This window comes from Antarctobacter heliothermus, from assembly GCF_002237555.1.
GTDB classification, from domain to species: Bacteria; Pseudomonadota; Alphaproteobacteria; order Rhodobacterales; family Rhodobacteraceae; genus Antarctobacter; species Antarctobacter heliothermus_B.
Genome location: NZ_CP022540.1, coordinates 3,321,306 through 3,340,632, shown reverse-complemented (window position 1 = coordinate 3,340,632; position 19,327 = coordinate 3,321,306). Strand labels below are relative to the sequence as shown.

General features: G+C 62.7%; 17 protein-coding genes. 9 read left to right on the top strand and 8 right to left on the bottom strand.

Annotated elements, in window-relative coordinates; all coding sequences use genetic code 11:
• Positions 1 to 4 precede the first annotated feature (4 nt).
• From ANTHELSMS3_RS16030 to dksA, 4 genes are all read right to left on the bottom strand, one after another.
• On the bottom strand, positions 5 to 997 hold the full coding sequence (locus ANTHELSMS3_RS16030; protein ID WP_094035748.1) for a molybdopterin-binding protein: 993 nt from the start codon (positions 995 to 997) through the stop codon (positions 5 to 7).
• Complete coding sequence (locus tag ANTHELSMS3_RS16025; RefSeq protein ID WP_094035747.1) at positions 994 to 1,968, bottom strand: XdhC family protein; 975 nt, start codon at positions 1,966 to 1,968, stop codon at positions 994 to 996. The genes ANTHELSMS3_RS16030 and ANTHELSMS3_RS16025 overlap by 4 nt, the downstream gene beginning before the upstream one ends.
• Before the next feature lie 76 nt (positions 1,969 to 2,044).
• On the bottom strand, positions 2,045 to 3,211 hold the full coding sequence (locus tag ANTHELSMS3_RS16020; RefSeq protein WP_094035746.1) for an FAD-dependent monooxygenase: 1,167 nt from the start codon (positions 3,209 to 3,211) through the stop codon (positions 2,045 to 2,047).
• A gap of 72 nt (positions 3,212 to 3,283) precedes the next feature.
• A complete protein-coding gene (gene dksA / locus ANTHELSMS3_RS16015) occupies positions 3,284 to 3,706 on the bottom strand; it encodes an RNA polymerase-binding protein DksA (protein WP_094037177.1) in 423 nt (140 codons plus the stop codon).
• A 314-nt stretch (positions 3,707 to 4,020) separates the two neighbouring features.
• Between dksA and ANTHELSMS3_RS16010 the strand changes: the two genes are divergently transcribed.
• The 7 genes from ANTHELSMS3_RS16010 to ANTHELSMS3_RS15980 all read left to right on the top strand — a co-directional run bounded on the left by ANTHELSMS3_RS16010 (position 4,021) and on the right by ANTHELSMS3_RS15980 (position 9,963).
• Positions 4,021 to 4,860 (top strand): AAA family ATPase, encoded by an 840-nt coding sequence (locus tag ANTHELSMS3_RS16010; RefSeq protein WP_094035745.1) that lies wholly within the window; start codon positions 4,021 to 4,023, stop codon positions 4,858 to 4,860.
• Between the two features lie 287 nt (positions 4,861 to 5,147).
• The gene (locus tag ANTHELSMS3_RS16005; RefSeq protein ID WP_094035744.1) at positions 5,148 to 6,050 is read left to right on the top strand and encodes an AEC family transporter; all 903 of its coding nucleotides are present in this window, start codon (positions 5,148 to 5,150) and stop codon (positions 6,048 to 6,050) included.
• A 246-nt stretch (positions 6,051 to 6,296) separates the two neighbouring features.
• Positions 6,297 to 6,752: a GNAT family N-acetyltransferase gene (locus ANTHELSMS3_RS16000; protein WP_094035743.1), complete on the top strand. Its 456-nt coding sequence runs from the start codon at positions 6,297 to 6,299 to the stop codon at positions 6,750 to 6,752.
• A complete protein-coding gene (locus tag ANTHELSMS3_RS15995; RefSeq protein WP_094035742.1) occupies positions 6,752 to 8,140 on the top strand; it encodes a DUF2927 domain-containing protein in 1,389 nt (462 codons plus the stop codon). Before ANTHELSMS3_RS16000 ends, ANTHELSMS3_RS15995 begins: the two co-directional genes overlap by 1 nt.
• Positions 8,137 to 8,304: an apolipoprotein acyltransferase gene (locus ANTHELSMS3_RS15990; RefSeq protein WP_094035741.1), complete on the top strand. Its 168-nt coding sequence runs from the start codon at positions 8,137 to 8,139 to the stop codon at positions 8,302 to 8,304. Before ANTHELSMS3_RS15995 ends, ANTHELSMS3_RS15990 begins: the two co-directional genes overlap by 4 nt.
• A gap of 47 nt (positions 8,305 to 8,351) precedes the next feature.
• Positions 8,352 to 9,533 (top strand): vWA domain-containing protein, encoded by a 1,182-nt coding sequence (locus tag ANTHELSMS3_RS15985; protein ID WP_094035740.1) that lies wholly within the window; start codon positions 8,352 to 8,354, stop codon positions 9,531 to 9,533.
• Positions 9,534 to 9,582: 49 nt separating this feature from the next.
• Positions 9,583 to 9,963 (top strand): hypothetical protein, encoded by a 381-nt coding sequence (locus ANTHELSMS3_RS15980; protein WP_094035739.1) that lies wholly within the window; start codon positions 9,583 to 9,585, stop codon positions 9,961 to 9,963.
• Positions 9,964 to 10,147: 184 nt separating this feature from the next.
• On the opposite strand, the gene ANTHELSMS3_RS15975 is transcribed toward ANTHELSMS3_RS15980, so the two are convergent.
• Positions 10,148 to 11,215, bottom strand: a complete 1,068-nt coding sequence (locus ANTHELSMS3_RS15975) for a tetratricopeptide repeat protein (RefSeq protein ID WP_094035738.1) — start codon at positions 11,213 to 11,215, stop codon at positions 10,148 to 10,150.
• A 306-nt stretch (positions 11,216 to 11,521) separates the two neighbouring features.
• On the opposite strand from ANTHELSMS3_RS15975, the gene ANTHELSMS3_RS15970 reads away from it, so the two are divergent.
• Entirely contained in the window at positions 11,522 to 13,021 is a 1,500-nt protein-coding gene (locus tag ANTHELSMS3_RS15970) for a hypothetical protein (protein WP_094035737.1), read from the top strand.
• Between the two features lie 177 nt (positions 13,022 to 13,198).
• Here the strand turns inward: ANTHELSMS3_RS15970 and ANTHELSMS3_RS15965 are convergent, their stop codons facing one another.
• Both ANTHELSMS3_RS15965 and ANTHELSMS3_RS15960 read right to left on the bottom strand, forming a co-directional pair.
• Positions 13,199 to 14,194 (bottom strand): SUMF1/EgtB/PvdO family nonheme iron enzyme, encoded by a 996-nt coding sequence (locus tag ANTHELSMS3_RS15965; RefSeq protein WP_254694757.1) that lies wholly within the window; start codon positions 14,192 to 14,194, stop codon positions 13,199 to 13,201.
• A gap of 8 nt (positions 14,195 to 14,202) precedes the next feature.
• Complete coding sequence (locus ANTHELSMS3_RS15960) at positions 14,203 to 15,954, bottom strand: hypothetical protein (protein ID WP_094035736.1); 1,752 nt, start codon at positions 15,952 to 15,954, stop codon at positions 14,203 to 14,205.
• A 432-nt stretch (positions 15,955 to 16,386) separates the two neighbouring features.
• Between ANTHELSMS3_RS15960 and ANTHELSMS3_RS15955 the strand changes: the two genes are divergently transcribed.
• Entirely contained in the window at positions 16,387 to 17,403 is a 1,017-nt protein-coding gene (locus ANTHELSMS3_RS15955; RefSeq protein WP_094035735.1) for a Hint domain-containing protein, read from the top strand.
• Positions 17,404 to 17,430: 27 nt separating this feature from the next.
• On the opposite strand, the gene ANTHELSMS3_RS15950 is transcribed toward ANTHELSMS3_RS15955, so the two are convergent.
• Positions 17,431 to 19,095, bottom strand: coding sequence for a GMC family oxidoreductase (locus tag ANTHELSMS3_RS15950; protein ID WP_094035734.1), 1,665 nt, complete (start codon positions 19,093 to 19,095; stop codon positions 17,431 to 17,433).
• Positions 19,096 to 19,327 lie beyond the last annotated feature (232 nt).

The following is a 19,327-nucleotide window of genomic DNA, read 5'->3' as shown; positions in this document are numbered from 1 at the left end:
CCGCCTACGCCTCGCGCAATCGCCCACGCGCCGGGATTTCCTTGAGCAGGCCGCCCACGCCCATACCCGCGATGTCCTGCGACGTGACCGGCACGCCGCACAGCAGCCGTTCCAGCACAAAATCGGCGCCGTTCAACGCAGGCGCACGCGCACACCCCGGCAGACCGATCACCGGACGGCCCTGAAGCGTGCCAAAAAACAACAGATTGCCTGGATCGACCGGCATCCCGAAATGGGTCACGCTGCCACCCGCCTGCCGCACGGCTTCGGGCGCGACATCAAACAGATCAGAGGTGGCAGAGCCGGTCAGGATCAACACGATATCCGCCTGCGTTTCGCCGATGGCCTTGGCCAGCGGCTCTGCCCGGTGCGGCACCACCTGTTGCGGGCCAAGGGTGACGCCCAGCCGGTCCAGCCGGTCCTGCGTCACCGCCTGCCCCTTGTCGCCGTTGTCCTTGCCGTCCACCGTGGTCTGGATCAGTTGCGCGGTCCGACAAACCACAGGCCGCAGCCGCAGCGCCGATTGCGCCGCAAGACAGGCCGCCTCCAGCGCCGCCTCTGGCACCGCATAAGAGATAATCTTGACCGTCGCCACCATGCTGCCCGCCGCCACCCGCTGCCATTCGCGCACGGTCGCCACGGTGATCATCGGATGCAGCGCGTTCAGCGCGTGGATACGGTCTGCCAAAACTTCGATCACGCCGGGGGCCTCGGCGTGCAGGTTCACCCGACCCGTGGCGGCCTTGCCAATCCGCAGGCCCGCCCGTTCTGGATCGGGCACAAGCGCCTGCGCCAACCGCGCGGCGGCAACATCCTCGCCCAGATCACCCGCCTCTAGCCGGGCGGCGATCACCTCGCTCAGCCCGACACCGCGCAGGGTCTCCACATCCTCGGCGCTCAGAACGCGGCCCTTGCGCAGCCGCCCCTTGTCCAAGGCAACGGAATGCGCAAGCACCGCGCCCTCGGCGTGATCCAGCGAAAGGGTGCCAAATTTCATCGCCTGTCGCCCTGTCGCAGCACCTGAGTCATCTGGGCGATCACCGACACCGCGATCTCTGCCGGGCTGGCGGCCCCGATGTCCAACCCAATCGGCGCATGGATGCGCCCGATTTCAGCTTTGGTAAATCCCGCCTCGCTCAACCGCGTGGCCCGTTTCGCATGGGTCCGCGTCGACCCCAGCGCGCCGATATAGAAACACCCCGACCGCAGCGCCTTTTCCAGCGCCGGATCGTCCAGCTTGGGATCATGGGTCAGCAGCACCAGCGCAGTGCGCGTGTCCAGACCCAGCTTTTCGACCGCCTCATCCGGCCAATCGTGCAGCAATTGCGTGTCCGGAAACCGCGCTGCAGAGGCAAAGGCCTCACGCGGGTCGATCACCGCCGGATCATAACCCGCGATCCGCGCCATCGGCAGCAGGGCTTGGGCGATATGCACGGCCCCCACCACCACCAGCCGCAAGGGCGGGTTGTGGATGCCGACAAACACGCGGCTGTCCGGTTCAAAGCCAGAGCGATCCATGCGGAACCGATCCTGAAACCCGGTGTGATCCAGCCAGCGGTCGCTGCGGTCCAGATCCACCACATAGGCCACCGGCGTGCGCGCCGCCCGCGCCGCTACCAAATCCTGCAACAGCAGTTCGGGCATCACCGCGCCCACAGGTTCCACCAGCACCCGGATGGTGCCGCCACAGGCCAGACCCACGGCAAACGCATCGTCGTCGGAAACACCAAACTCCAACTCGCGCAGCTCTCCGGTTTCCAACGCCTCCAGCGCCTCGACAATCACCGCGCCCTCGACACAGCCACCAGAGACCGATCCCACGATCTGGCCAGTGCCAGAAATCGCCAACTGGCTGCCCACGCGACGGGGGGCAGAGCCCCATGTCTGCACCACCGTCGCCAGAACGGCCCCTTCGCCGGACTGGTGCCACGCCAGCGCCTGTTCGGGTATCGCGTCAACCGTATCCATGAAAAGCCCCCCACCTTTGTTGCCTGATGTCTAGCATGTAGGCGCGCACTGTCTGCCCCTTCAATGGTCGAAGAGGTCAGGCGGTCACATCATGCCCGTACAGCCAGTCGAAACTGCGCATCATCGCACCGGGGGCCAAGCGGCCAACCACACCCAGCCCCAGATGCGCCACACCGCGCACCAGCGGATTGCGCAGGTGGTATTTCCACGCGTTGCCACTGGCCGCGTCGATCACCTTGACCACGCGGGCGCGCCGCCGCTGCTGATAGGTGGCCAGCCCCTCGGCCATGTCCCGCGCCCCTGCCAAAGCATCCGCCAGCACCCAGGCATCCTCCAGCGCCATGTTTGCGCCCTGCGCCAGAAACGGCAGCGTCGGATGCGCCGCATCGCCCAGCAGCGCCACATGATCGCCGTGCCAATGCCGCGCGACGGGATGTCGAAACAGCCCCCAAAGGCCGGGGTTTTCCACCCCCGACAGCAATCCCGGCACCACGCCACCAAACCCGGCAAAAGCGGCGCGCAGATTGGCAGCATCGTCCCGATGGCTCCACCCTTCGGCGGCCCAGTCGCTGCGCTCTTGCACCGCGACAAGGTTCACCATGTCGCCGCCGCGCAACGGATAGCTCACCATGTGCCGACCGGGGCCCATGTGGACCCGCGCCTCTGCCGGATGGCTGACTTTGTTCGGGACCACCGCCCGCCACGCGACCTGCCCGGTAAAGAACGGCTGCGCCGCGCCATTCAGCACCGGACGCAGCACTGAATGCAGCCCGTCCGCGCCAATCACCAGATCGGCGCAGGTGGCGTCACCGTTGCACAGTGTGATCCGCGGCGACGCCCCCGGTGTCACATCCCGCACATTCTGCAACAACCGGACCCGCACGCCCACCGCCCGGGCGCGCGCCGCCAGCAGCTCGACAAAGTCGGCGCGATGCACAAAACGATAGCTGTGATCTTCGGGCAAACCGGCAAGATCCATCCGCAGCACCTCGCCCCCACGCAGGTTGCGCAGAGACACCGCGCGCCCCCGGACCGAGATGCGGCGAAACCCCTCGCCCAAATCCAGCGCCTGAAGAACGCGCAGGCCATTGGGGCTGATCTGGATTCCGGCGCCCACCTCGCGGATCGCCTCGGCCTGTTCCAGAATGCGCACTTCCGCGCCCCGCGCCCGCAACGCAAGCGCCACCGCCAAACCGCCGATCCCGGCGCCGATGATCGTGATGTTGAGGCCCGACAAATCCATGCCATTCCCATGACAAACGAAAAACGCCGAGGCAAGACCCCGGCGTTGTTCATTCACATGGAACTGTGCGGCTCAATCGTCGCGGTGGACTTTCTCGCGGCGCTCATGGCGCTCTTGCGCCTCAAGGCTCATAGTGGCGATCGGACGGGCGTCCAGCCGTTTCAGGCTGATCGGCTCACCGGTCACTTCGCAATAGCCGTATTCACCTTCGTCGATACGACGCAGCGCCTGGTCGATCTTGTTAACCAGTTTGCGCTGACGGTCGCGCGTCCGCAGTTCTAGCGCGCGATCGGTTTCTTCGCTGGCGCGGTCGGTCACATCGGGAATATTCCGCGTGCCTTCCTGCAGCGCTTCGATCGTATCGCGGCTGTCTGACATCAGCTCGGCCTTCCAAGCCAAAAGCTTGCGGCGAAAGTACTCCGTCTGCCGTTCGTTCATGAATGGTTCATCTTCGGCAGGACGGTAATCTTCGGGCAGAAAATTTTCGGGTTTCATCTCCGCTCCCTCGTCAACGCCAATATCTGTCATTTTAAATTTCCTCAGATATCTGGCACCCCTGCGGGCAGCCATTAAACCAACCAGACACGCTTGTCACGTCACATTAGCGCCGATCCGGGTCCGATTTGCGGCAGCCATAGGGCCGTGTCGGGGCCAATCGGTGGCATAACTCTGCCGGACCGGGACAATCCAGGGATTGTCGTCGGAAAGACGCATCTTGCGCACCGTGTAACGCCCCCGGGCGGCGCTTGCAAATCGTTGCCTGCGTCTCTACCCCTCAAGCCCAAACGAGCAACAAAGAGGTTCCTGCCATGCGGTTCGAAGGCACCAAGGACTATGTCGCGACAGACGATCTGACCATGGCGGTTAACGCCGCCGTGACGCTGGAACGGCCGCTCTTGGTTAAAGGAGAGCCCGGCACCGGCAAGACAGAACTCGCCCGTCAGGTGGCGCGCGCGCTGAATCTGCCGATGATGGAATGGGCGGTCAAATCCACCACCAAGGCGCAACAGGGCCTCTATGAATACGACGCCGTTTCCCGCCTGCGCGACAGCCAACTGGGCGACGAGCGCGTCAACGATGTGGCCAATTATATCCGCAAGGGCAAGCTGTGGCAGGCCTTCGACGCGGACGGCAAGGTGGTCTTGTTGATTGATGAGATCGACAAGGCGGACATCGAGTTCCCCAACGACCTGTTGCAGGAACTCGATAAGATGGAATTCCACGTCTACGAGACCGGCAAGACCGTGCGGGCCAAACATCGCCCCATCGTCATCATCACCTCGAACAATGAAAAGGAACTGCCCGACGCCTTTTTGCGCCGCTGCTTCTTTCATTATATCAAATTCCCCGACACAGAGACCCTGCGCAAGATCGTCGAGGTACATCACCCCGGCATCAAACCCGCTCTGCTGACCACCGCACTGACCCAGTTTTATGAATTGCGCGACCAGCCGGGCCTGAAGAAAAAGCCCTCCACCTCCGAGGTGCTCGACTGGCTCAAGCTGCTACTGGCCGAGGATCTGGACGCCGAAGACCTCAAGCGCGACGGTGCCAGCGCCCTGCCCCGACTGCACGGCGCCTTGCTGAAAAATGAACAGGACGTGCACCTGTTCGAACGCCTCGCCTTTATGGCGCGCGGCCAACGCTGAGGCCCAAAAAACAGACAGGCTGACACAGGATGTGCGGCTCACGACAAAGTCTGACAGTCCGTGACATCTGGTTTGCCGCCGCACATGGGTGTTCCTGTCCGCGCCGTGGGACCGAAACGCCCATAGGCTGAACCAGAACTGGCTATACCCGGTTTCGCCACTGGGGACGCCTGAGCGCCAAGAACGTTGACCGGGGCCTGTCGCGGATGTCGCCCCGGACCAAGATCGCCGCAGTGCCCTGCCATTCGGGGGCTTGTGGCGCGCGCGGCCACATGGTTTGAAAAGCCATGCTCCAGATCCTCACTCATGACATTCTGCCGGTGTTTTCCATGCTGGCGCTTGGCTTTCTACTGGGCCGCACCGCCAAGGTCAGCCGGGAGGAGGCCGGGGCCGTCAACCGAGTCGCGTTCTTGATCCTGCAACCGGCGTTGATCTTTCCGCTGATCTCGGCGCTGGACTGGTCGGCCTTCCGGTTTGAGGCATTGGCTGCCTATGCCGGCGCGCAGGTGCTCCTGTTTGGATTGGCCTTTACCGTCTGCCGGGTGCTGTTCAAACGAGAACTGCTAGAGGCGTGGCTGCTGGCCATGGCGGTCATCTTTGTGAACACGCTGCTCTATATCTGGCCGATCAGCTTTCTGATCTACGGAGAGGCCGCCGCCCTGCCCGTCACCGCCATCGTAGCATGGGACTCGGCAATCAGTTTTGCCTTCTTCATCGTCACCACGGATCTTATGGCCAATCGCGGCGGCGGTCCGGGTCCGGCGATGAAACGGATCGTCTCCAATCCCGTGCTGATCGCCATCGCCCTTGGGCTGGTCGTCAACCTGCTGGGCCTGACCGTCCCCGAACCCGTCCTGACCGCAATGGGTTTTGCCGGGGCCGGGGCTGCACCGCTGACACTGTTTGCGCTGGGCGTCATCCTGTCCAGCCATGCGCTGATGCCCACCCGCCTGATCGGCACCGTGGCCATGCTCAAGCTGCTGGCGTTTCCGGCGTTGGTGGCCGGGACCGTCTGGTTGGTGGCTGCGCCGACCGACTGGCAAACGCTCTTTACCCTGACCGCGGCCGGGCCGTCAGGCGCGATGGCCTTTTCGCTGGCGTTGCTCTACCGCGTGCGCACCGACAGTATTGCACCGGTGATCATCTGGACCAGCCTGCTATCCCTGCTTTCGCTGGCCTGGCTGGCCTGATCCGTCCCATGCTGCCTGCCCTGCGGCGCGCACCTGTGGCAGAACGGTCCCACTTCTGCCCGATCAAACCGCTGGAAAACAATAGGTTTTCTTCGACCTTCCCGAAATCGGGAAAAAATTATCCACAGGCTTCCATACGGCTGGGCAGAAACCCAGCTTTTGCCCTATAGTGACCATACAGAGGACAGAATACTTAAGGATGCTTTAAGGCATCCACGAGAAACAATAGGCAGGCAGGCTTCAACAGTGTCCCAAAATACGGCTCTCACGGTGCGCCCCCTGCGTGCTGCGGACGAACCGGCGTGGCGAGAGCTCTGGACGGCCTATCTGGCCTTCTACGAATCCTCTGTCCCAGAGCCGGTCTATGTGTCCACCTTCGCCCGCCTTCTGGGCGATGATCCTCGCGACCATAATGCGCTGGTGGCCGAAAGTGACGGCCAGCTTGTGGGCCTGACGCATTACCTGTTTCACCGCCACGGCTGGAAAATCGAAGAGGTCTGTTACCTGCAGGATCTCTACGCCACCCCCGACAGCCGCGGCAGCGGCGTCGGACGCGCCTTGATCGAGGGCGTCTATGCCGCCGCCGATGCCCACGGCGCGCCGTCGGTCTACTGGAACACCCAGCATTTCAACACGACCGCGCGCCGCCTGTATGACCGGATTGGCACGCTCACACCCTTTATCAAGTACCAGAGGGTCTGATGCGCACAACACGTCGACTGCTGGTCCCACTCTATCTCATGCTGGGCGCGTGTATGCCGGTGTCCCCGTCCGACACCGCCGCCACCCGCGCTGCGGGCGTTGACGGCTCCAGCGCGCTGCCGCCGATGAAAAGTTTTGCGGTCCCACGCCCGCAGGCCCCGGTTGCCTCGAACTCGGACATTGCGCGCGATTTCCTGGATCTTGCCTTTACGCTGGAATCCGGGCGACCCCTGCCGGTCCTGACCCGCTTTGAGGCCCCGATCTCCGTGCGCATTACCGGCGCGCCGCCGTCCTCTCTGGTCCCCGACCTGCGCCGCCTGATCCACCGCCTGCGCAATGAGGCCGGGATCGACATTGCCCTCACCGATGTCCCCGCCGCCAATATCACCGTGCAGGCTGTCAGCCGATCAGAGATCCGCAGCGCCTTGCCACAGGCCGCCTGTTTCGTGGTGCCCAACGTGTCCTCGCTGGCGGAATACCGCAGCAAGCGCCGCAGTCGAGAGGTCAGCTGGACCGCTCTGCGCTCACGCGAGCGACTGGCGATCTTCCTGCCCAACGACTCCTCACCGCAAGAGGTCCGCGACTGCCTGCATGAGGAACTTGCCCAGGCCATCGGCCCGTTGAATGACCTCTACCGCCTGCCCGACAGCGTGTTCAACGACGACAACGTGCATACCGTGCTGACCGGCTATGACATGCTGATCCTGCGCGCTTATTACGACCCGTCCCTACGCAACGGCATGTCCCGGCGCGAGGTCGCGGATCGGCTGCCCGCGATCCTGTCGCGGATCAACCCGCGCGGTCAGGGCATCGCCCCCAAACGGCTGGCCAAAACGCCCCGCGTCTGGATTGAGGCGGTGGAAACCGCGCTTGGCCCCGGCGCAAACCCGGCACAGCGCCGCACCGCCGCGATCGAGGCGCTCAAGGTCGCCTCGGCGATGGGTTGGACCGATCACCGCCGCGCCTTTTCGCACTACGCCATGGGTCGGCTGCTGCAAGCCACCGATCCGCAACAGGCACAGGACCAGTTCATTCTGGCACAGCGCTATTTCGGCCGCAGCCCGGACACCGCCCTGCACCGCGCCTATGTCGCCTCACAACTGGCCGCCTACGCGATCAGTGCGGGCGATCCGCAAGGCGCGCTGGCCATCCTGACCCCGCATCTGGACACCGCCGCGCGGCACGAAAACGCCGCCCTGCTGGCGACCCTCTTGATGCTGCGGGCCGAGGCGATGGAACTGTCCGGCCGCGTCACAGAGGGCCGCAACGTCCGGGTGGACTCGCTTGGCTGGGCGCGATACGGCTTCGGTTCTGATTGGGCGGTGCGCGCCAAGCTGCGCGAAATCGGCGCGCTCAACCCGGCAAGGCAGGGACAAGGGACGTTATGATCGTGATCCTGGGGGCGCTTCTGGGCGCCATCATCGGCGGAACCACCGCCAAACGGCGCAAGGGCAACTGGGCGGATATCGCCCAATACGCGGCCGGCTTTGCCATCGCCTTTGGCCTCTTGGGTTTCCTCGTGACCATCGCCATCGAGAAATCGCTGGGCTGATCCCCTGTCCGGTTGCCCTCGGGCCACCGCTCGCTTAGCGTCGCGCCATGTTCACGCCCTTCTTTGAGACCCTCCGCAAATCCGGCGTCCCCGTCACGCTGCGCGAATACCTGACCTTTCTCGAAGGTCTGCGCGCCGGGCTGGCCACCTATGACGTCGAGGCGTTCTACTTTCTAGCCCGCAGCGCGATGGTCAAGGATGAGCGCCACCTCGACCGCTTTGACCGCGCCTTTGCGACCGCGTTCAAGGGGCTGGACCAGATCACCCCGGAACAGGTGCTAGAGGCGGTTGACCTGCCAGAGGACTGGCTGCGCAAGCAGGCCGAGAAACACCTGACGGACGAAGAGCGCGCCGAAATTGAGGCGCTCGGCGGTTTCGATAAGCTGATGGAGACGCTCAAAGAGCGGCTCAAAGAGCAACAAGGCCGCCATCAGGGCGGCAACAAGTGGATCGGCACCGCTGGCACCTCGCCCTTTGGCGCCTATGGTTACAACCCCGAAGGCATCCGCATTGGTCAGGACAAAAGCCGCCACAAACGCGCGGTCAAGGTCTGGGACAAACGCGAATTCCGCAACCTTGACGACAGCGTCGAGCTGGGCACCCGCAACATCAAGGTCGCGCTGAAACGCCTGCGCCGCTGGGTGCGCCAAGGTGCCGAAGAGGAACTGGACCTGAACGGCACCATCCGTGCCACCGCCGAACACGGGTATCTGGACGTCCAGACCCGGCCAGAGCGTCACAACGCGGTCAAGGTGCTGCTGTTTCTCGACGTCGGCGGCTCTATGGACCCGTTCATCCGTGTGGTCGAAGAGCTGTTTTCGGCCGCGCGGTCAGAGTTCAAGCACCTCGAACACTACTACTTTCACAACTGCCTTTATGAGGGCGTCTGGCGCGACAATGCCCGCCGCTATGATCAGCAGACCCCCACATGGGAGGTGCTGAACACCTACGGCCACGATTACAAATGCATCTTCGTCGGCGATGCCTCCATGTCGCCTTATGAGGTCGCTTATCCCGGCGGGGCAAACGAACACTGGAACGCCGAGGCCGGTCAGGTCTGGCTGCAACGCGCCCGCGACCAGTGGCACGATCACCTCTGGATCAACCCGGTGCCCGAAAAGCACTGGCAATACACCCAATCGATCCAGATGATCCGCGAGGTGTTCGAGGACCGCATGGTGCCGATGACGCTTCAGGGGATCGACCGTGGCATGCGGTTGCTGGGCTAAAGGCAACGGGCTGTCCGCATTTGGGTTTTGCAGCGAAGGTTCGACAGACATGAAAATCGTGAAAACTGTGGCGGTGTTGACCGTGCTGGGGTCGCCGGCAATGGCCGACCAGCAGGCGGTGGCAAGCGAACTGCTTGCGATGTGGCAACCGCAAAGCGTGGCCATCGACGGCGGTGTCCTGACCGTGGTTCTGCCTCAGAACAGGATCAGCGAAGAGATGTATATGGCGGTGCTGACGTCCGGCCTGTGTCTTGGCTTTGCACTGAACAAGCCGCTGAACGGTCTGTCCGGGGTCGAGGTGCTGAATCAATACGCGCGGCAGGGCTACGTTCTGGAACACGGCCTTGCCCCCTGCGAGACATGGAACGAACGCCCGATCAGATCAAAGACAACCTACTATGAGATCCTTGGCGCGACCCACCTTTATTGACGGCTGAGCGGCGCAAGGCAGGTGTTGCGGGCCCAAGCGAAGTACATCAACACTGGCTGTGCCCTCGCCGCAAACAAAAGGCCCGGCATCCCCATCGGGACACCGGGCCTTTGTTAAGCAGAGGTTAAAACGCCTCTGCAAACCATTGATTTCATTAGGGGGGCAATCTGTCCACGCGTGGACACTACTGCGCCAGCCCCCGCGCCGCGCCCAAAGTGCCGGGACCAATCTTGGCATCCAATGCGCCATCATACAGCCCACGCTCCTGCAAGATCCGCTGAAAAGCCAGCGCCGTCTCGCGATCCCATTGCACCGCCCGGCCCGACACCGTGCCGCGGATCTCATTGACCGAAACCTTGCCCGTTTCCAATGCCTGAACATAAAGCGAGGCGGCCTGCTCGGGGTCATAGTCCACGCCCTCGCCGCGCTCATACAGGAACCCCAAGGCATTGATCGCGGCCGCATCGCCGCCCTGCGCCGACCGCCGGATCAAGGCCGCCCGCTGAGCCGGGTCCGTCACCGGCCCGTCCTCAGAATACAGGGTCTGCAACGCCTGCGCCGCATCCTCATTCCCTTGGGCCGAGGCTCTCTCCAACATCTCTGCCGCCTTGACCACATCCGGCAGGCCCAGTTCATCGGCCAGACTGCGCGGGATATTGTTGGGCTGCATGTAGATGGCGGCCAGCCGAAGCTGAGCAAAATGATAGCCAGCGTCGGCGGACTGCTCCAGCAGGGTGATCATCTGGCGGAAATCACGCGCCGTGCCACGCCCCAGCCCGCTCATCATCGCCAGCGTCGCTTGAGCGGGCAAATCCCCCGCCTCTGATGCGGCACGATACTCGGACATCGCCCGCTCGATATCGGGTCGCACGCCGCCAGTGCCAAAGTTGTAGTAATCCCCCACCTTGGTCCGCGCCGCAGCAACCCCCGCCTCAGCGGCCAGTTCAAACGTCTCCAGCGCCAGCGCGTGTTCACCATCCGTCTGCATCAGCACCGCCACGTTGAACAAGGCCTCTGGATCAGGATCCGCCCCGATCACCGCACGCTCACACGCTGCCCGCGCCGACCGCAACGCCCGAAAGTAATCCGACACCGCCTGCTTGCTGACCGGCGCCTCTGCAGTGGCCGGTCCGGCGAGATCACGACAGGTCGCGGCAGCCTCTTGCGCGCCTTGAGAAAACCCAGGCGTGGCCAATGACAACAACCCACAGGCAAGAATCGCCTTGGTCAGATCTGTTTTCAAACGGGTCATCCACGCGTTCCTTTCAACTTTTCGACGTTTTCCCCTTAAAGCCCCGGCGGGATGTTGCCCCGCTGCATGCCCTCGCGGAAATCCGCCACCGATTGCCGAAGCAAATTGACTTAAATACACAGTTACCCTTTCATTCCAATCGGATGAGATCAAACGCTATCAGCGAATGCATTGGCGCATGACCGCACTTGCGGCCTTGCAGCCACAGGCCACGTGCGGGCTGCGTTGGCGACTTACCGCCCAAGGCGGGTATGCGCGGGCGCAACGTCATTGTTCGCTTAACACTTGGCGTCTACGAGGCAGCGCATGATGCAGGCAAACACCTCTGAACTCGACACTCCCGAAAACCGCAAGAGCGGGTTTTCCGGACTTGCTGGTCTGGCACGCAAACCGCGCTTTGTCGCCGGGGCGCTTGGATTTGCGGCGGTCAACGCTGCTGCTGCGGTCACAGTTCTGCTCTGGACGCCAGAACAAGACCTGTCCACCGGCGCAGTCGCGCCGGTTACGGTCAGCCGACTGGTGCCAGTCCATGTGCCCGACCGGGTGATCGTGGAAAACGTCGTCCGCCGACTGCCCCGCGCACAGACCTGGACTCCGCCGCACCAACTCCCGGTGCAGCGTGTCCATGCCAGCGCGCCGGACCTGATGCGCGCCTCCCCGTCCGGTCTTTCCGTGCCGGGTGCCGATGCCTTGCCACAAGCTGATGTTCGCCCTGCGCCGCAGGCGTTGGCCGCTGTGCCGGAAATCGTTTCGCCCGCCCCACAGGCAGAGGTGCTAAAATCCTCACTCATGCCACGCGTGGCCACAATTGCCACCGTCCGCCCACGCGTACGCCCCGAATTTGACTTGTCGGAAACGGCCGAGGGCGTCCAGTTGGCCGTCTCGTTGCGCCCGGTTGCCCGTCCGGAGGGTCTGAAACTGCCCGAACCCCGTATCGCCGATGTACCTGAAACCGCGCCCCCCGAGACCACGCTGGCGGCACTGCCGCGCAGCGTACACCGACCCGTCGCAGGCGCTGTGTGCAACACACGCCTGACCCGCGCGATGCCGAACCGTAAAGGCTCTGCCAAAGGCGGCAAGGCGGTCATGTCCGGGTTGATGCGCGTCAGCGGCACGGATCGTGATCGTCGTGTTGCCAGTGAAATGATGGCAGGCAACATGCCTTCATTCCTGCAGGATCTGGTCCCGGTCGAAGTGTCTGGCCGCACCCGCGATGGCACAGGAGTCAAGGTTACCTTTTGCGTGACACCGGATTATCTTGCCGTCGGCAGCGACCGCGACTTTGTTCGCGTGCCCATGGGCCTGCCCGCTGCAATGCAGATTGCCGGTCGCTTTGACATGATGTTACCGACGCGGCGCATGGTCGATCAGATCTATCGCGCATCTGACAAGCGCGTGGCCCCCAGCCCGATGACCCCGGGACCGCAGATGTCGTCGACCGACTATCTTGTACGCCACAACACAACCGTCGAGACGCAGGTGCGTGGTGCGTCGGTCGCCGGGCAGCTGATCGCAGGCCACAAGAAGGATCTTGTGCTGAGCAACCGCCTGAACAAGAACCGGGGCCGCGTGGCGATCTATGGCTGGCACCGGACCAACGGTAAGGCGATCCAACCTCTCAGCACCGTGCACGGCGCCACCTATGCGGACTATAGCCATGGTGTGCGGTTGATCAGTCAAACTGCCTATCTGAACGGGCGTCCCGTACGCCTGGCCGATCTGATGGCAGACCCGGACTATGCCGATCTGGTCAGCGACGAGGGTCCGATCCGCGCGGCCCAACTGCGCGTCGCCAGCGCCAACTGAGGGGTTTGCTGCGGCGGGGGCTGACGGGGCCGCACCCGCCCCCGACATAGCCTGAACGCTACGGCCAGTCCCCACAGTGAAACTGTGGCGGACAATGCCCCAAAGCCCAGATCAAAAGACAAACGCCGCTCGGTCAATAACCGGGCGGCGTTCTACATTGGTGTCTCTTGGCTGCCGTCAGTTGACGTCTTTGAAGCAGCGGAACCCAAGGTGATAATTGTGATGGCTGTTCCCGGCCATGACGCGGGTGCCATGCCAGTAGGGCGCACGCCAGCGGCTCCAATGGGTATGTGCGCGAACTTTGTCCCAGATGAACCAGCTGCCCTTCATTTCCGTAACACCCAGTTTGGTGCTGCCCCGGCTGGCCATCTGATCCGCAGCCAACGGCAGGTTCATGTGTTCCGCCGCATTGCCGTCGAGGTCATAGACCCCCAGCGGGCTTTTGCAGGCGGGAAAGCTGCCGGCGGGATAGGTGTTCGATCCGCAGCCGGCAAAGCTGCCGCCATCGCAACTGCTGGATTTAGTGCTGTTGGTGGCGCAGACGCCGCTTTTCCACGTCGGGCCAATGCTATAGCGGGCGCTGGATTCGTATTTGCGGTTGTGCGCCGCCCGGGCCGCCTGCACGCTCATGCCAAAGAAATAATCCGGCGGGGTCAGTGCCCCGTGTGAGGCTCCCTCCCATTCATGAGCGTCGCCAATCCGCTTGCCTTCTGCTGCGCAGAGCAGTGCCGCCTCGCGCGCGCGGACCCATGTCACCGGATAGGCCAGCGGCACGTTGGGGTATTCGAACATGTCAGCGCAGACCGTGGCGTCAGACGGTTTCTGCGTCGCCGGATCATAGAGCGGCGCCATGTATTTCTCACCGCAGATCTTTTCGAAACTCTTGTCGCGATAGAACTCCAGCGCCGGTGCGGGCAGCCGCGCCTGCGCCTGTTGCGGTGTCAGCGGGTGGCGCGTGATCGACGGATTGCCCTGTCCGATCCAGCGCGATCCGGCGAAAATCTCGCGGATGCGCCCCAATTCCGCGTTCGTGACACCGCGCGCTTCTTGCATCTGGCGGAACATCAGATCGTTGTTTTGTTGCAACGTCTGCGCCACACCTTCGGACACGCCAAGGCCCCCCGCCAGCGCAACCGCCAACGCAGGGCCCAGAAGTTTTCGAAACGTCATCATGGGCAGCCTCATTTCCTCAACAGATAGATGAAATCGCGGTTGTCTGGAAAACCCACAAACCGCGGGATCGGCGTGCCATCGCGGCGTTTGGAGTCGATTGCCGCCATACCGCGCACCAGGTGATGCGGTACCACGTCGCCATTTTCATGTGTGTATACAGCCGCATAGGTGTGTTCTTGTGAGTTCATGTCCAGCAACATGGCGTAGTCACAGCCATAGGCCTGGAAGGTGCGCGCCATGGCGGAGGGTGTCGCCGTCGAGAAATAGCCGTACAACAGGAACTGACGTCCCCCGGCAGTCTTCATGCAGGCCCCGCCGCGCAAGGTGCGCAGCTTGGCGTCGGCGTCACCGGACCAGTTGCCGCCCATCCAGCTGCGGATTTGGCTGCCGGGCACACCGACACCGGTTGCCGGATCGGGTTCGATCACCGCGACGCCGTTCTGGCGGGCATAGCGGATACGCGGCAACAGCGCGTTGTCCGCCTCAGTCCAGGTGCGCATGTCGATGGAGCCATCGTCCAGCACGAAGATGGTCGCCAGATCGGGCTGAAGTTTGGAAAAGACCACACCTTCGCTGATGAACCCATAGTGGTGGCCATAATTCGTATAGGCCTTGTCCGTCAGACGCCACGCGCCATGGCTGCGTTTGAACCCAGATGCAAAGGTGCCGACGACGCGTTCGGTCTTGGCCGGGCTGAGCATCCCCGATCGCACCAGCGGGGCTGAATCGTCGATACCGTCCGGGCCAGGAATCCGGTAGTTGCGCCCCGCACCCGAAGGCCGCGGCGACCAGTCGACGCGCGGGTGATCGGTGCCAAGCTCATACCCCAGTTCGAATTGTTCCAGATCGTAAGCAACCAGATAGACGTCCGCACCACGTTCCACACCGTCCAGGCCGTTGGTTTCACCTGATCGGTTGAGGATGTCGCGTGAGATCATGCCCGGCTGCATGGCGCTGGCGTAGACACCCGGAATATCGCTGATCGCGTACCAGCTGCCCGCCTCGACACGCCCACCCTCGGCCCCGTCGAGGTCAAAGTTGAAACTGGTCCGGAACACCGGCGCATTGTCCAGTTGCGCTTTGCCAAGCGCCTTGACCGTCTCACCGGCATCTGCGCCTTCGATCACCGGACCGGAGTTCATAAAGGCATCTTCGTAGAAAGAGCCCTTGATCATGTTGACCAGGCTTTCGCCAAAAACGACGTTGTCGCGCAGAAAGTCCGCGACGGCCTCGCGGTTGGTCGAATTGCCTTTGACGCGGTTGCGCAAAAAGAGCCGCTCATCGCAGATCGGCGCAAACGGCAATCCACGGTATTGCGCGTCGTCCAGTTCCGGGCCGCGCCCGGACCAAGGCGCACAGCGAAATTCTGTTGCCTCGCCTGCGATGACCAACTCGGGTTCGGCCCCGGCGACCAAGGTCAGATTGCTGCGCTCCGGATCGGCCAGTTCCAAGTGAAACTTGCGCGTGCTCGACCAGAAACCCTCAGAGCTGACCGTCAGAAGGAACCATGAATTGGCTCCCGGGTTTAGGGTGACAAGTTCGTAGCTGGTGCCATCAGCACCTTGCGCGGTCTGTGTGGTGCGGAACGGCTGTAGTTCGAGAATCGTCTTGGTACGGTCCTCTTCGTACTGCTGCATTTGCAGCGCGCGGGTTTGAGGATCAAGCAGGCTGCCCGCATCGGCCAAAGCCGGGGCGCTTTGAAAAGTGACGGTAGACAGGGCCGCAATGGCGGTCGTCCGGACAAGTGTCTTGGGTCGCACGATTTTCCTCTCGCGTTGTCCCGGAAAGCGTCAATACGCCCTCAAAGGAATAAAACAGAGTCGCACGCACCCTAGGTATCCAACAAAAGCTGGCGGCCCCTGACAGGCGCGGGCAGTCAAAGGAACACATGACAAAGTTGCGTGCTGGAAAGCAACCCTCGCGGCACAGCTCGCGGGGATGTTATGCACTGGAGCCACAGCAGCGCCGTCATGGCGTCTCATTTGTCCGCGGACCGGGAACAATGGGGGCCAACACAACCTTATGGAGACTGACTGCGGCAAATCAGGTCGGGCCGGGGGCCTGTCACCCCGGAATTCTGCTTTTTTTGAACGGGAGGTCGGCCGACGTTTCCGGTCCCAACGGTTTTGCCCAAATTTTGCCCAAATTTCGCTTTAGTCTGGTCCAAATTGTTAAGGGGCGCATAGAGGCACATGCCGACCTACAACATCTGGGTTTTGGGCGAAAACGATGTCACCATCAGCGGCGGTGGCCAACTTGATGGCGTCACGCAGGGCGATGGCTCTCATCTGGTTGGGCGCACGCTGACGCTCGACTCGACCAATTGGTCGCCCATTTCGATCAACGACAGCGACACGAATTTCGCAGACAACGACACCGGGCAACAGTTGAACGGCGCTCAGACGGTCAATGGCGTCTCTTACGGCAGTGGCAGCATCGTCGAGGCGGAATACTCCTTTACCGTATCAGACGGTACGAACACCTATACGCTGGTCGCCTTCAATGTCCGCGACAGTTCTCCCTCTTACGCCACGATCGAAGGGATCGCCTTTATCGGTGATCCGGGCGACTGGCCGCCGGTCGGTGTCCCACTGACCGTTGTCTCGGCCCAGGAAGGTCCAAGTTTCGCCGCCGAAGATTACGTCGAACCTGTGTGCTTTGCGGCCGGCACCCTGATCCAGACGCCGGACGGCCCCAAACCGGTGGAACACATCGGGCCGGGGCACCACGTCACGACGATCAACGGACGCAAGGCCACCGTGCGCTGGGTCGGACAGCGGCGCTACCGGATACATGAGAACAACAGGCCCATCCGGTTTCGCACCGGGGCAATCGGGAACACCCGCGACCTGATCGTATCGCCGCAACACCGGATATTGGTCCGCGATTGGCGTGTCTCGTTGCTGTTCGGTCTCAGCGGTGCCTTGATCGCGGCGCAGGAATTTGTGAACGGATCGGACGTGGTCTTTGAGGACGTCGAATTCGTCACCTATGTGCATCTGCTATTTGACCGGCATGAAATCATCCTGTCAGAGGGTGTCCCGACCGAAAGCCTGTATCCCGGCCCCTGCGCGCTGAACAACCTCGCGCCAGCCGCGCGGGCCGAGCTGCTGGCGGTCTTTCCCGAACTGCAAAGCCACAGCCACGTCGCGCCTCCCGTAGCACCGACGCTCAAACGTCATGAGGCGAGGCTACTGCTGGCGGCCTGATGCCGCGGCCCGTTTGCGGCGGGGGCCTTATTGCCCGGTCACCATCCACGCAGCGGCCTTTTCCGCGATCATCAAAGTGGGCGCATTGGTGTTACCGCTGGTGATCTCCGGCATGACAGAGGCATCGACCACGCGCAGCCCCTGAATGCCCTTCATCCTCAGATGCGGATCCAACGGTGCGTCCGCATCGTCAGCGCGCCCCATGCGGACAGTCCCGACGGGATGAAAGATCGTGCTGGCAATGTCGCCTGCCAGCTTTGTCAGGTCTGCGTCCGACTGGTACATCGCACCGGGTTTGAATTCCTCCGGATGATACTGCGCCATCGCTGACTGCGCCATGATCTGACGGACCTGCCGCAGGCTGTCGGCCGCGACCTGACGGTCCTCATCCGTTGCCAGATAGTTCGGCGTGATTTTTGGCGCATCACGAAAGTTGGCAGAGCCAATCCGGACGTGCCCCCGCGAGGTGGGATTAAGGTTGCAGACCGACACCGTGATCGCAGGAAAGCCGTGCAGCGGTTCGCCAAAGGCATCAAGGCTGAGCGGCTGCACATGGTATTCTAGGTTAGCGTGCGGCCGCGACGGGTCAGACCGGGTGAAGGCGCCCAGCTGGCTGGGCGACATGCTCATGGGACCGGTGCGTTTGACCGCGTATTCCAGCCCGATCATCGCCTTGCCAAACAGGGTCGAGGCCAGCGCGTTCAGTGTCTTGGTCCCTTTCACCTTGAACACAGCGCGGATTTGCAGGTGGTCTTGCAGGTTCTCTCCGACCTGCGGGGCATCCATCTCGACCTTGATCCCGTGACGGCGCAGAAGGTCCGCGGGCCCCACGCCGGACAGTTGCAGGAGTGCCGGGGTGTTCACTGCCCCCGCCGACAGGACCAACTCTTTGTGGGCCTTGACCGTCACTGACCGCCCTGCCCGGTTCACCACGACGCCATCGCAACGCAGTGCGCCGTTTTCGTCGCGGAACAGGGTTAGCCGTTCGGCCTGTGCCTCTGTCCAGATGGTCAGGTTGGGGCGGTCCTTTGCCGGACGCAAAAACGCCTTTGAGGTGTTCCACCGCCAGCCGGATCGCTGATTGACGTCGAAATACCCCACACCGGCATTGTCGCCAGTGTTGAAATCCACGCTCTTCTCGATGCCGGTCTGGGCGGCGGCATCGGCAAAACTGTCCAGCACATCCCAGCGCAGACGCTGTTTTTCCACCCGCCATTCGCCACCCTTGCCGTGCAGATCGGAAAACCGGCTGTTGTCGCCGGTTTGCGGATCGTCTCCGTTGTCCAGCCGGTAGTGATCCTCATGCCGCTTGAAGTCCGCCAAGCTGTTGGCCCATGACCAGGCATCCTCTCCGGTCAGCTGCGCCCAGTTATCATAGTCTCGCGCCTGCCCGCGCATGTAGATCATGCCATTGATTGACGAACACCCGCCCAGCGTCTTGCCGCGGGGATACCGCAGGCTGCGCCCGTTCAGACCCTTGTCCGGTTCGGTGTGATACATCCAGTCGGCGCGCGGATTGCCGATGCAGTAAAGATACCCGACGGGGATGTGAATCCAAGGATAGGTGTCACGCTTGCCCGCCTCCAGCAGCAAAACGCGGGTGTCAGGATCAGCGCTCAGACGGTTAGCCAGTAGGCACCCGGCGGTCCCGGCCCCCACAATGATATAATGATACGTCATGTCATCAGACATTCGTTTCTCCAACCACAGCCTTCTGACCGTGCTATAGGGAGAGAATTGACATATCCAATGACAAATAACACATATCGCTTTCCGAGTTCATCACGTGACGCGCCGCGCGAGGTTCGGCTTGTCGACAACGTGGTCAACGTGGTTAAGGCTCACTTTCAAGGCTCCGTCTTGCCCCCCGCGCGGGCAACCGGATGCGCGGGGGCCGACATGAACGTCCCTCCAGATGCCTAGG